We start from the raw sequence: 13,247 nt of genomic DNA, 5'->3' as shown, positions 1-13,247 counted from the left end.
TTCTTATAAAACGATTTGTTTAATAAAATCATCGCTTTCGATTTTACCATCTTTTAAGACAACATTACGTTTGGTTTGTGCAGCAACATCAGGTTCGTGGGTTACGACAACAATCGTTTTTCCTTCGTTGTTAATGTCTTGCAAAAGCTTCATAATATCGTGCGTCGTTTGCGAATCCAATGCTCCAGTCGGTTCATCCGCCAAGATTAGTTTCGGTTCGGTGATTAGAGCACGAGCAATTGCCACACGTTGTTTTTGACCTCCCGACATTTCGCTTGGTAAGTGGTTTGCCCATTGTCCAAGTCCAACTTTTTCAAGATATTCCAAAGCTTTTTGACTTCTTTCTTTACGACCAACACCTTGATAATATAATGGAAGAGCGACATTTTCGACTGCTGTTTTATAATTAATCAAATTAAAGGATTGAAATATAAATCCTAAAAATTTGCTTCGATATTCTGCTGCGCGACTTTCTGTCAAATGTTTGATCGGGACGCCATCTAGTTCATAAATCCCTGTGTCGGCTTCGTCAAGGATACCGATAATATTTAATAATGTAGATTTTCCCGAACCAGAAGAACCCATAATCGATACAAACTCACCTTCCGAAATATTCAGGTTGATACCTTTCAGAACATGTAATTTGCTCTTACCAATATCATAGGATTTGTTGAGTTCTTCAATTTTTAAAATTAAATTCGACATATTCTCGGCTTATATTCTAATAGGTAATTGAGATTGTTAAAAAGTTACAATTATTTTAAAAAAAAAATATTTTTTTTAATTATTGCGTAACAAATTATCAATTCTTGAGTCTTATTGTGTATAAACTATTATTATGACACTTCGTAATGTATTAGCAGCTTCGGTTATTTGTTTTGGTGTTTTTGGATATGGTCAAAAGATTTGGACTTTGCAAGAATGTGTAGACTATGCAGCAAAAAGCAATCTTCAAGTTATCCAAAATTCTTACAATAAAAAAGTACAAGAATCGAATTTAACGATTGCAAAAAAAGAATATTTACCGAATGTTAGCGGAAGTATTTCTAATATGGCGACTTTTGGACAAAGCCAAGATGTATTTGGAGTGTCGCAACGTAATGATAATTTTAATAACAATGCGAATGTCGGTGCTAATATTTTAGTATATAACAATGGACGTTTAGAAAAGAATATTCGAAAAGTTCAGTTTGATGTCGAAGCTTCGCAGTTTGATGTGGAAACAATTCAGAATAATATTTCGTTGCAAATTGCACAACAATATTTAAGTATTTTATTAAATAAAGAAATTGTGAAAATTTCGCAAAGTGCCTTGCAAAATGCACAAAAATTGCGTGATCGAGCAAAAATAACTACCGATGTTGGGACAACTGCACAAACGATCTTGGCAGAAGCTGACGCTGCTTTAGCTAGAGAAAAACAAAATCTAAAAGTGGCGGAAGTTAATCGTGATAGAAGCCGATTTGCGCTTGCTCAACTTTTGATGTTAACCGATTATAAAGAATTTGACGTTGCTGATGTTCCGATACTATTTGATCCACAAGCGCCAGATTTGGGTGTCGAGCAAGTTTTGGACAAAGCCTACGGAAATCAACCTCAGATAAAAGCTGCTGAAAGCCGTATCAAATCTTCGGAAGCCCAAACTGAAGTTGTTAAAACTGCTTTCTGGCCGACGATTACCGCTAATGCAGGAGTTGGTTCGTTTTATTTCAATTCTTTAGCAACCAACACAGTTGGGATTAATCCAGATGGTACGCCAATTAAAGAGCATGGTTTTTTCCAACAATACAAAGATAATTTCGGCCAGCAAGTTGGGATTTCTGCGAACATTCCGATTTTTAATAAAGGCATAACGAAGCTTCAGGTAGAGCAATCCAAAATCAACCAAGACATTGCAAAGAATAATCTTGATCAACAAAAATTGGATGTTAAACAAAATGTACAAAAAGCTGCTTTCGACGCGGATGCTAACTATCAAACTTTTTTAACATCTGTAGAAGCTGAGAAAAGCACCAAGTTGGCTTTAGATTTTGCAGAAAAAAGTTATGAAGCTGGTCGTACAAGCATCTATGATCTCAATATTGCTAGAAATAATTATGCAAATGCACAAGGAAGCGTTGCACAAGCGAAATTCAATTATTTATTTAGTCAAAAATTGTTAGATTTCTATTCGGGGATTCCTTTAAATTTATAAATAATTTTCTTTAAAAAGTTAAATTTTAAACTTCCGTTTTGTTTATTATTTGATTAAATTTGAGACATGCGAAAGTTTGGAAAAGATTTATTAATAAATCTAAAAAATGCTGATTTAAAGGGCGAAGATGCACATTGTATCTATTCGCCAGCTTACCGACCATTGTTTTCTTACGATGATATTTTGACCAAGAATCCTAAGTTTGCGGCGGTTAATATTTTGTTGTATTTAAAAAATGATGAGTGGTATTTTCCATTGATGGTACGTAGCGAAAATGAGCACGATCGCCATAGTGGACAAATATCTTTGCCAGGAGGAAAGCGGGAAGAGCAAGACCTTAATTTTGCTGATACTGCGAAACGCGAAACCTCAGAAGAAATGGGTATTGATCCGCATTACATTAGAATTATTCGTGAGATTTCTCCGATCTATATTCCGCCGAGCAATTTTTATGTTCATCCATTTATTTCGTTTACTAAAAAAAATCCAACTTTCATTTTGCAAGAGAGCGAAGCTGTGGAGTTAATCGAGTTTCCGGTGAGTTCTTTATTGGCGTTGCCAGACGAACCAAAAATGATGACAATGGCGACCAGCAGAGGATATGACGTTCCTGTTATTGATTTTAATGGTTATCTTATTTGGGGGGCAACCTCAATGATTTTGAGTGAGTTTAGCTTGTTATTGAAAAATGTTTAAATTTGCGCTTCGAAAAAAATCAGACTAGCGCTGAGTTATAACTGCAAAAAATGGCGAAAAAAAATATTTTTACAGACTCTTTTGGGAATATCTATGTCCTCAAACGTTTTATAATTTTTATATTAGGTTTGGTGTCGTATCGCCGTTTTAATGGTTTTAATAAACTAAAAATTACAGGTTCCGAAAACCTTGTTGATCTACCAAAAACCAATGTGCTTTTTGTGTCGAATCACCAAACTTACTTTGCGGATGTTGCTGCAATGTATCATGCCTTTTGTTCTGTTAATAACGGATATCTTAACACCATCAAAAATCCAATTTATCTGTTAAATCCCAAAGTTGACTTCTATTATGTTGCTGCGGAAGAAACGATGAACAAAGGACTTCTTGCCAGAATTTTTAAAATTGCAGGTGCGGTGACCGTTAAAAGAACTTGGCGTGCCGAAGGGCAAAATGTTAACCGAATGGTTGATATGAGCGAAGTTGAAAACATCATGAAAGCCTTGGATAATGGTTGGGTAATTACTTTTCCACAAGGAACAACTTCCGCTTTTGCGCAAGGGAGAAAAGGAACCGCTAAATTGGTGAAAAATCAAAGACCTATTGTTATTCCTATAAAAATAAACGGTTTTCGTAGAGCTTTCGATAAAAAAGGTTTGAAAATAAAAGTCACGGGGACTAAGCCAACTTTGGAGTTTAAACCTGCTTTAGACATCGATTACGACAACGAATCACCTGCAGAAATTCTTGACAAAATTATGGTCGCAATTGAGCAAACGCCCGAACATAACCTACTCCACGAGTACGATGAAGAACTAAAAGCGCAGAAAGCAAAAGACGATCCTAAAGTCTAATAAATCAAAAACCTACGAAATTTTCGCAGGTTTTTTTATTAATGGAAATACCTAATATTCGGTATGTTGCATGTGTGAATATATGTTTAGATTTACATATGTTCTCGTATAGTCGATTTTTCATATTTTTTTTAGTTATCAGTTGTTCGTTTTTCTTCGGACAGCAAAAGTCTCGTGACACTTTTTTAATAAAAGGTGCTAACTGGGAGCAGATGGCTGACTATGTGAGTTTTTTTGAGGATAAGTCTCAAAAGCTTTCTCTAGAAGAAGTTTTGAAGTTAGAGCGCAATCATCAGTTTAGAAAAAAGAAAGAATATCGAGTATTCAACAGTAGATATACAAGATCAGACTTTTGGTTTGTCCTTCCTATTAAAAATGTAAGCGAAAAAGATTTGCAATTGGTTTGGAGTTTTTACAATAACAATTTCAAGGTCGATTTTTATGACATAACGAAAGCTAAGAATGCGAGACTATTAGCTCAAGTTTCACCAGAGCAAATGATTGATGAAAGACCCTTTGACTCCCGTGCTTTGTGTCTACCTTTTACTCTAAAACCAAAAGAATTCAAAAAAATTCTGGCTAAAATTAATATTACAAATGCTAATCAAATCTATTTTTTGTCGGACGTTACAACGGTAGAAGATATGTTATTTTGGGAGCAAAATTATGCCATGACAGTTGGGCAATTTTTGGGATATTTTAGTTTTATGTGTCTGTTTAATATTTTTCTTTTTTTTATCTTAAAACAAGAGGTGCATTTATGGCATGGTTTCTATGTTTTCAGCATTATTTTGTTTACACTTAATGAGAATATTGTAGATGTTCTACTGCTGCCAAAGTGGCTTTATCATTTTTTGTTAAATTTTCCAAAGATGTTTTGGCTGCTGGTTTCGTTGATTTTTTGTATCAAAGTTTTTCAGTTGTTTACAGATCAAAAAAGGAATTTTCCTAGATTATACAGGGTTCTTTTTTTCTGCAGGAATTTGATTATTGTTACGGTTGTGATTCAATTTTTATTGTGTGTTTTTTTTAATGTACAAGACACAATCGCATACGAGTTTTCCATTTTTTCTGATAGTTTATTATTGCTTGTATCAATTTTGGTGTTCGTTTCAATAATTTATCAAAGCATTAAAGGCGATAAGAATAGTATCTATTTTCTAGTAGCATCACTTTTTATTTTAATAGCATTTATCAATTATATGCTAGATGCCATATGGCAAATGCAGTTATTCTACTTTCAGCCAGGAAATATTTTGGTTGGTATGATGGTGGAAGTTTCTCTTTTAACAGCCATTTTTATAGTAATAATTGTTAAACAAAGTCGAGAGAATAGGAAGCAGTTTGAAGTGAAAAGTGTTGAAAACCAGAAGCTCTCCAAAATGATGCTTAATTTACAAGAAGAAGAACGTAAAGAGATTGCACAAGAAATTCATGACGGTGTCGGAAGTCATTTATCTGGATTGAAATTATATATTCAGAATATTTTTGAATCTAAAAAACCAATTCAAGAGGATGTTAAATCTGATATTTTAAGACAAATGAAAAATATTTATGAAGACCTGAGGAATATTAGCCATCAATTAATGCCAGCTTTTATAGAAGATAGCAAGATTAATGATTTGTTGACAAATAAGTTCGAACAATATCAAAGACAGTTTCCGAATATCAGATTTGGATTTCAGGAAAATATCGAAGGTGCAAAACTATCACAAACAGAGCGTTTGCACACTTATAGGATGATTACCGCACTTGTCGACAATGCGATAAAACATTCTGAATGTACAGAGATCAACTGTCAAATTTATTATGAAGACAAACATCTCGAAATAACAGTGGAAGATAACGGAATTGGTTTTAATCTAGATTCGGATTTTTCAGGAATCGGAATAAGATCTGTAAAAAGTCGCGTCAATTATCTTAAAGGCAACATTAACATCGAAAGCAATAAAGATGGTAGTATATTTATCATCAGCATACCAATAAAGTAAATAACATCATGAAAACTCAATTTATAATCGCCGATGACCATCCTATTCTCGTCAAGGGTATTAGCGATATTATCAAAGAGCATCAGTTAGGCGAAGTCATTGCCACTGCAAGTAATGGACGGGAGTTACTTCAAAAACTTAACTCTTGTCATCCAACATTTATTATTTTGGATATTAATATGCCTGAGTTAAATGGGCTAGATGCCGCTTTAAAAATTAAAAATTTATACTCTAGTATTCCGATTTTGGTGGTTAGCATGAACGAAGATTTGACCGTAATAGAAAAGTTGAAAAAAATAGGAGTCAACGGTTTTATTCCGAAATCTTTTGAAAATGAAGATTTACAAGCAGCAATTAATCAGATTCTAAAAGGTGAAGAATATTTCCCAAGTAGTATTAATGCTAAATTTTTTCAGAAAAAGCAATTAAGTCAACGCGAAGTTGAAATCATAAAACTCATCATCGACGGGAAAAGTAGCCGCGAAATTGCAGAATTATTAAAACTAAGTGTCTTTACTGTTGATACCCATCGCAAAAATATTGGTCGAAAAACAGGTGCTAAATCTGCTCTTCAACTCAGTAAAATAGATTTAAATGAGAATGTCTAGACTAATTTTTAGTACTTTTGTTTCAAATTAAAATTGAATTGAAAACGCATTTTATTGCAATCGGAGGTAGTGCGATGCACAATTTGGCGATTGCGCTTAAAGATAAAGGATATCAAGTAACAGGTTCCGACGACGCTATTTTTGAACCATCGCGTTCTAGACTAGAAAAGAAAGAGATTCTTCCTGCTGAGTTGGGTTGGTTTCCAGAAAAAATAACATCTGATATCGATGCTGTTATTTTAGGAATGCACGCGCACGCTGACAATCCAGAATTAGCAAAAGCGAAAGAATTAGGTATCAAAATATATTCGTATCCAGAATTTTTGTACGAGCAATCCAAACAGAAAACACGAGTTGTTATTGGCGGTTCTCACGGCAAAACGACCATTACATCAATGATTTTACATGTTCTTAATTTTAATAAAAAGGACATCGATTATATGGTTGGTGCACAGTTGGAAGGTTTCGATTGTATGGTGAAAATCACTGAGGATAACGATTTTATGATTTTGGAAGGCGACGAATATTTGTCTTCAACGCTTGATCCAAGGTCTAAATTTTTGTTGTATCAACCCAATATCGCATTGATTTCTGGAATTGCATGGGATCACATCAACGTTTTCAAAACCTTTGATGATTATGTTGATCAGTTCAGAAAATTTGTGGCAAGTATAACGCCTGGTGGTGTTTTAGTTTATAACGAAGAAGATGCTGAGGTTGTAAAAGTTGTAGAATCTGCAGAAAATTATTTCAGAAAAATCCCTTACAAGACGCCAGACTACGAGATTGTTGACGATACAGTCTATTTAAAAACCGAAATGGGCTATATTCCGTTGTCGATTTTTGGAGCACATAATTTGCTAAATCTTGAAGGCGCTCGACATATTTGCCAGCAACTGGGCATTATGGAAGAAGAATTCTATGAAGCGATCATGAGTTTCAAAGGTGCGTCCAAGCGTTTAGAAAAAGTTGAACGTCCAGATGGCGGCATTTTATACAAAGATTTTGCGCATGCACCGAGCAAGGTGAAAGCCGCTGTTAAAGCCTTTGTAGAGCAATTTCCTAACAAAACCAAAAACGGATTTTTAGAGCTTCACACCTATTCTAGTCTTAACCCGATTTTCTTGGAACAGTACGACCATGCGATGGACGGATTGGACAATGCGGTGGTTTTTTATTCGGAAGACGCTTTGAAAATTAAAAGAATGGAAGCCATTTCTCCAGATTTTATCAAAGAAAAATTCAAAAATGAAAACTTAAAAGTTTTCACCAATGCCGAAGATCTTCATCATTATTGGGCGACTTTGGACAAGAAAGATGGCGTCTTTTTGATGATGAGTTCTGGTAATTTTGGAGGGCTTGATTTAACAAAATAAAATTTAAAAGAATAATTATTTGGGCGTGTCCCTCGTATTTTTCCTTTGCCAAACCTCATAGGTTTTTAGAAGCCTATGAGGTTTTCTTTTGCCAAAATCCTCGGGTCGGGCTCTTTGTTGCAATCTTTGAGCTTGGCGCTCGGACGGCTCCGCTACGCTCCACCGCCTCACGCCAAGCCAAAGGATTTCCATGTCGATCCCTCACGCGGGATGTTGTGTTGTAAGACAAGAAGACTTTCAGGGTTCAAAACCCTGAAAGCCTTTTAATAATTTATATCAGTTCTGAATAATTTAACTACACAAATCCGCAAAGTTAGCTTCGGTTACAATTTGTAAATCCTTTGGATCCAGAATAATTTGCAAACCACGTTTGCCAGCGCTTATGATGATTTCGTTTTCCAGAGTTGCTATTTCTTCTATATAAGTTGGGAAAGCTTTTTTCATGCCAATTGGCGAGCAACCACCTCGGATATAACCAGTTGTAGTCAATAAATCTTTAAGAGGAAGCATTTCGCAGTTTTTGTTCCCCGAAGCTTTTGCTAACTTCTTGAAATCCAGCTGCGCATCACCTGGAATGACGGCCACCAAAAATGGATCTTTTTGACCTTTCAGAATTAAAGTTTTATAAATTTTGTCCGCCGAAATTCCTAAAGATTCTGCCACGTGTTCTGCACTAAGGTCATTTTCGTCAACCTCATATTCTCTTAGTTTGAAGGTGATGTTTTGCGATTCTAGAATCCTTACAGCATTTGTTTTCTTAGACATAATTTTTAATAAAGACTAAATTTAAAACTTTTTTGATTTTAATTCCCATTTCGCACCGATAAAACTTCGGATGCCTTGCATCGGCGCATAACCATAAGTTGTATCAAAAGTATAATGGTTTGGGTTATTTGCGGGATCATCAATCTGTTGGTCGAACGGATCATTTGGACGCATAATTGGATTTTTTGGTCGGAAGTTCAAAAGGTTTTTTACACCAGCATAGATTTCAAAATGCTTGAATTGCTTCCTAACTTGGATATTCGCCAATGTAAAAAACGGAGAATATTCTGGTCGAAAATCGTTTTCCAAAATCGGCAAACGCATCGGTCCATAAAATTGTCCTGTGAAATCAGCAATCCAATTATTTGGAAAATAATAACTCAAATTATAGATGCCACTCCATTTTGGAGCATGCAATTGTTGTATTTTCTCATTGTCCGATTTTTGATAAACATCCATGTAGGTAAGTCCTAGATTTATTTTTAAAGGTGAAGACCAAAGTAGATCCATATTTAATGACAAACCTTTAGAAATGGCGTGATCAGCCAAGTTTGTAAAAATAATTTTATCAGGATCTGTATCAAAATCACCGATAATTTTATTCGTGAAATAAGAATAAAAACCAGATATATCGATATTGATTTTAGAATCTCCAATCGGGATTTTCGTTAAATAATTAGCAAATGCGTTGTAGGATTCTTCGGGTTTCAGGTCTTCGGAAATTACAACGTCACGAGAACCTGTCAAAGCTGCATGATCTTCTGTAAAAACATGTACCACACGAAATCCTTTACCAAAACTTGCTCGGAAAGTGTTATTTTCGTTAGGATTAAATTTCCAAGCCAAACGTGGCGAATGGATCGCGCCGTGCTGATTATCGTAATCTAGTCGATAGGCGAGAAGTAAAGCATTCGATTTCGACACTTGCCATTCGTCTTGTAGAAAGGCGCCGTAAAGATTTCGGTTTTGTAAAGATGAAGTAACTGGATTGGTTTCTGTAGCAACAGTATTGTCGTCATAAGAGGTCAATTTTGTTGTAATGCCAGAAGTTAATTGGTGTTTTCCTAACTTTTTCAACCATTGGATTTGACCGAAAAAGACTTGTTGTTCTGCCAAAAATGATGTGTCGCCGTAATATGAATCTTGATGATGATAATTATAAGACCACAAGGTTGTGATGTTTTCGGAAGTTGGTAAGTCGTACAACGCAAAAGCCTCCAGGCGGTTGGTGTAGATGCTTTCACCGTAGATTTGGTCACTTCCACGGTTCTGTTTGTTCCAATCCATTTCGCCACCGAAACGGTCTTCATAATAATAACGTAATCCTAGACTTGCTTTTTTGTTTAGTTTTCGTTTAAAATTCCATTTATTAAAAACAGAAATTCTGTGTTGTAAAGGTGTATCGGTAAAGTTGTCTTTGTTAAGATCAATTCGGTTTCCAAAATAAAAATGGTTGAGACTCAGTAGACTCGATATTTTAGGATTAATTTTAAAACTCGTTGCTAGATCGAGATTCAGTTCTGCATCCGATGAAGAGGAATAGTCGAGGCTTAGTTTTGGTGATATCAACGGATTTTTTGTAATAATATTGATTATTCCACCCATAGCTTCGGCGCCATAAGTTGCGTCGGCTGGACCTTTTATAACTTCAATGCGCTCGACCAAATTGCTTGGTATTCCGCTAAGTCCGTATACGGTTGATAACGAGCTGACAATTGGCATTCCGTCGATGAGCATGAGCGTGTAAGGACCTTCCATACCGTTGATGTGGATGTCGCCCGTGTTGCATACAGAACAATTAAGTTGAGGTTTGACACCATTAATCATCGCCACCGAATCGAAAATGTTGTTAGTATTACTTTTTCGTAAAAAAGCCGATGAATAGACTTCTATTGGGATAATACTATTCGTTTTCTTTTGCGGTCTTTGATGTTTAATAATGTTAACACCTTCTATTTTTTTTGAATTAAAAGTTGAGCTTACAGCTATTGTATCACTGTCTATTTGCAAACTATCAAGCTCTTGCGAATATGAAAAAGCGGATAAACTAAGCGATAAAATTAAATAAGTTTTGACCATGTTATTTTAAAGTTAGACAAATCTAACAAAAATATTTGAGTGAGAAAATTTATTCTAAATTTTTAATGTTTAAGAAATGCTTGAAAATGATTAAATTTGAAAAAAGCGAAAAGTAAAAATGAGATATCATAGCTCCGGAAATATTCCACAGAAAAGACATACAGTTTTTAAGTCGCCAGAAGATAATTTCTATTACGAGCAATTGTTCGGGACAGAAGGTTTTCATGGGATTTCGTCGTTGTTGTACCACATCCACCGTCCTACACAGATAAAGGAAGTGAAGCTTTACAAGGACGCAACACCACAAATTGCAGTGGCTAAAAACATTCAACCAAGAATGTTTAAGGGGAAAGATGTGACGCCAGAAGATGATTTTTTGGAGAGCAGAAAGATTTTGATGTTAAACAATGACCTAAAAATGGGACTTGCCAAACCTCGAAAATCTACCGGATATTTTTATAAAAATGCCCATATGGACGAGTTGTTTTTTGTGCATGAAGGAAAAGGTGTTCTTAAAACTTTTGTTGGAGATTTAGAATTTGGGGTTGGAGATTATTTGATTATACCGCGCGGAACAATCTATCAAATGGAATTTGAAACCGAAAACAATGTTTTATTTTTCATAGAAAGTAATTCGCCAATCTATACACCAAAACGTTACAGAAACGAGTTCGGACAATTGTTAGAACATTCGCCTTTCTGTGAGCGCGATATTATTGTACCGACACTTTACGCACCAAAAGACGAAAAAGGAGAGTTTTTAATAAAGGTTAAAAAAGAGGACATGATTTGGGATATCACCTATGCGACGCATCCATTCGATGTTGTGGGCTGGGATGGTTTCTTTTATCCGTTCAAATTTAACATTAAAAATTTCGAACCTATTACAGGCCGCGTACACCAACCGCCTCCGGTACATCAAACTTTTGAGGCACACAATTTTGTCGTTTGTTCCTTTGTGGCGAGACTTTTTGATTACCATCCATTGGCAATTCCTGCGCCATACAACCATTCTAATATCGATTCGGACGAGGTTTTGTTTTATACCGAAGGCGATTTTATGAGTCGTAATCATATCGATTTGATGGACTTTACATTGCATCCTGGTGGGATAGTGCATGGTCCACATCCTGGCGCGATGGAACGCAGTATCGGTGTTAAAGAAACGCATGAATACGCCGTAATGGTTGACCCTTTCCGTCCTTTGTTATTGACAGAGGAAGCGATGAAGGTTGAGGATCCATCGTATTTGACAAGTTGGCTAGAATAGCGAATGTTCGCTAGATTACATGACAAATCTCATTTTTTCATGTTTTAACAAAGTGCTAATTTTAAATAATACGACTAAATAGTAAGTAAAAGTAATTATGATAAACTATGTAAGTGCGGAAGAGGCTGTATCTGTGGTTAAAAGCGGTGATCGTATCTTTTCACACGGAAGTGCATGTACACCCAACTTTTTGTTAAACGAATTGGCAAAACAGAGTCACAGGCTACAAAATGTGGAAATGGTTTCTATCACTCAACAAGGTGATGTTGCTATTGCACAACCCGGTTATGAAGGAAGTTTTAAAATAAATTCTTTATTTGTCTCTACACCAGTTCGGCAGGCTGTTAACTCGGAAAGAGGAGATTTTGTTCCAATTTTTTTGAGTGAAATTCCAATTTTATTTAAAAATAATATTTTGCCTTTGGATGTTGCGATTATAACTGTGTCGCCACCAGATAAGCATGGTTATGTTACTTTAGGAACTTCGGTTGATATAGCAAGATCTGCTGTTGATACTGCCAAAATTGTTATAGCACAGGTTAATCCAAAAATGCCAAGAACACATGGTGACGGGATGGTCCACGTTAGCAAAATCGATAAATTTGTTTGGCATGAAGAGGAATTAATGACCATTGATTATGGTGCGAAAGCTGGAGAAGAAGAAGCCAAAATCGGTAAATATGTTGCAGAACTTATCGATGACAAGGCAACAATCCAAATGGGTATTGGGACTATTCCTGATGCTGTTCTTAAATCTTTAGGAAATCATAAAGATCTCGGAATACATACCGAAATGTTGAGCGATGGCGTTATCGACCTTATCAAAAATGATGTTATTAACAACAAATTCAAAGATTTTCATAATAATGTAAGTATAACGAGTTTTTGTTTTGGGACTAAAAAATTGTATGATTTTGTAGATGATAATCCAGCGATTGCATTTTTGGATGTTCAGCATGTTAATTTCCCAATCAATATCATGAAAAACAAAAAGATGCATGCGATTAACTCAGCAATCGAAATTGACTTAACAGGACAAGTTTGTGCAGACTCTATCGGGACTTATCAATACAGCGGCATTGGAGGACAAATGGACTTTATGCGTGGTGCTGCACTTAGCGAAGGAGGGAAACCAATTATGGCTTTAAGCTCTCGTACCAAAAAAGGAATTCCGAGAATTGTTCCGTTCTTAAAAGAAGGTGCTGGCGTAGTGACGACTAGAGGTCACATGCATTATGTTTGTACAGAATTTGGGACTGCCTATTTGTATGGTAAAAACCTAAAACAACGTGCAAAAGCTTTAATCGATATTTCGCACCCTGATGATCGCGAAATGTTAGAAAGAGCTGCTTTTGAAAGATTTAAATAAAATTTTAGTTTAAACTAAATTCAAAAATAAAAGGCTATCCAAAAT

The 13,247-nt window shown here is 35.5% G+C and carries 11 protein-coding genes; 8 read left to right on the top strand and 3 right to left on the bottom strand.

Annotation, left to right across the window (positions count from 1 at the left end):
• Positions 1 to 3: 3 nt before the first annotated feature.
• Positions 4 to 693, bottom strand: a complete 690-nt coding sequence (locus AC23MB_RS08040; RefSeq protein WP_487786972.1) for an ABC transporter ATP-binding protein — start codon at positions 691 to 693, stop codon at positions 4 to 6.
• Positions 694 to 838: 145 nt separating this feature from the next.
• Here AC23MB_RS08040 and AC23MB_RS08035 point away from each other — a divergent pair, with 145 nt between their 5' ends.
• The 6 genes from AC23MB_RS08035 to AC23MB_RS08010 all read left to right on the top strand — a co-directional run bounded on the left by AC23MB_RS08035 (position 839) and on the right by AC23MB_RS08010 (position 7,719).
• Complete coding sequence (locus AC23MB_RS08035; protein ID WP_487786952.1) at positions 839 to 2,194, top strand: TolC family protein; 1,356 nt, start codon at positions 839 to 841, stop codon at positions 2,192 to 2,194.
• A 66-nt stretch (positions 2,195 to 2,260) separates the two neighbouring features.
• Entirely contained in the window at positions 2,261 to 2,890 is a 630-nt protein-coding gene (locus AC23MB_RS08030; protein ID WP_487786951.1) for an NUDIX hydrolase, read from the top strand.
• A gap of 50 nt (positions 2,891 to 2,940) precedes the next feature.
• On the top strand, positions 2,941 to 3,744 hold the full coding sequence (locus tag AC23MB_RS08025) for a lysophospholipid acyltransferase family protein (RefSeq protein ID WP_487786950.1): 804 nt from the start codon (positions 2,941 to 2,943) through the stop codon (positions 3,742 to 3,744).
• Positions 3,745 to 3,956: 212 nt separating this feature from the next.
• Entirely contained in the window at positions 3,957 to 5,735 is a 1,779-nt protein-coding gene (locus AC23MB_RS08020; RefSeq protein ID WP_487786949.1) for a sensor histidine kinase, read from the top strand.
• Between the two features lie 8 nt (positions 5,736 to 5,743).
• The gene (locus AC23MB_RS08015; RefSeq protein ID WP_312322762.1) at positions 5,744 to 6,343 is read left to right on the top strand and encodes a response regulator; all 600 of its coding nucleotides are present in this window, start codon (positions 5,744 to 5,746) and stop codon (positions 6,341 to 6,343) included.
• Positions 6,344 to 6,381: 38 nt separating this feature from the next.
• Positions 6,382 to 7,719 (top strand): UDP-N-acetylmuramate--L-alanine ligase, encoded by a 1,338-nt coding sequence (locus tag AC23MB_RS08010; protein ID WP_312322763.1) that lies wholly within the window; start codon positions 6,382 to 6,384, stop codon positions 7,717 to 7,719.
• A gap of 291 nt (positions 7,720 to 8,010) precedes the next feature.
• On the opposite strand, the gene ybaK is transcribed toward AC23MB_RS08010, so the two are convergent.
• A complete protein-coding gene (gene ybaK / locus AC23MB_RS08005; protein WP_487786948.1) occupies positions 8,011 to 8,484 on the bottom strand; it encodes a Cys-tRNA(Pro) deacylase in 474 nt (157 codons plus the stop codon).
• Positions 8,485 to 8,505: 21 nt separating this feature from the next.
• Entirely contained in the window at positions 8,506 to 10,563 is a 2,058-nt protein-coding gene (locus AC23MB_RS08000) for a TonB-dependent receptor plug domain-containing protein (RefSeq protein WP_487786947.1), read from the bottom strand.
• A gap of 118 nt (positions 10,564 to 10,681) precedes the next feature.
• Between AC23MB_RS08000 and AC23MB_RS07995 the strand changes: the two genes are divergently transcribed.
• Positions 10,682 to 11,833: a homogentisate 1,2-dioxygenase gene (locus tag AC23MB_RS07995; RefSeq protein ID WP_313028271.1), complete on the top strand. Its 1,152-nt coding sequence runs from the start codon at positions 10,682 to 10,684 to the stop codon at positions 11,831 to 11,833.
• A 97-nt stretch (positions 11,834 to 11,930) separates the two neighbouring features.
• Positions 11,931 to 13,202: an acetyl-CoA hydrolase/transferase family protein gene (locus AC23MB_RS07990; RefSeq protein ID WP_313028272.1), complete on the top strand. Its 1,272-nt coding sequence runs from the start codon at positions 11,931 to 11,933 to the stop codon at positions 13,200 to 13,202.
• Positions 13,203 to 13,247: the final 45 nt, after the last annotated feature.

The organism is Soonwooa sp. T0.1_25, assembly GCF_057652215.1.
This window is presented reverse-complemented; position numbering and strand designations above follow the sequence as displayed.

What these genes read in the sequence shown, in the direction of transcription:
- AC23MB_RS07995 (WP_313028271.1), top strand. Translation starts at nt 10,682, where the DNA reads ATGAGATATCATAGCTCCGGAAATATTCCACAGAAAAGACATACAGTT.
- ybaK (WP_487786948.1), bottom strand. Translation starts at nt 8,484, where the DNA reads ATGTCTAAGAAAACAAATGCTGTAAGGATTCTAGAATCGCAAAACATC.
- AC23MB_RS08025 (WP_487786950.1), top strand. Translation starts at nt 2,941, where the DNA reads ATGGCGAAAAAAAATATTTTTACAGACTCTTTTGGGAATATCTATGTC.
- AC23MB_RS08020 (WP_487786949.1), top strand. Translation starts at nt 3,957, where the DNA reads ATGGCTGACTATGTGAGTTTTTTTGAGGATAAGTCTCAAAAGCTTTCT.
- AC23MB_RS08030 (WP_487786951.1), top strand. Translation starts at nt 2,261, where the DNA reads ATGCGAAAGTTTGGAAAAGATTTATTAATAAATCTAAAAAATGCTGAT.
- AC23MB_RS08000 (WP_487786947.1), bottom strand. Translation starts at nt 10,563, where the DNA reads ATGGTCAAAACTTATTTAATTTTATCGCTTAGTTTATCCGCTTTTTCA.
- AC23MB_RS08015 (WP_312322762.1), top strand. Translation starts at nt 5,744, where the DNA reads ATGAAAACTCAATTTATAATCGCCGATGACCATCCTATTCTCGTCAAG.
- AC23MB_RS07990 (WP_313028272.1), top strand. Translation starts at nt 11,931, where the DNA reads ATGATAAACTATGTAAGTGCGGAAGAGGCTGTATCTGTGGTTAAAAGC.
- AC23MB_RS08035 (WP_487786952.1), top strand. Translation starts at nt 839, where the DNA reads ATGACACTTCGTAATGTATTAGCAGCTTCGGTTATTTGTTTTGGTGTT.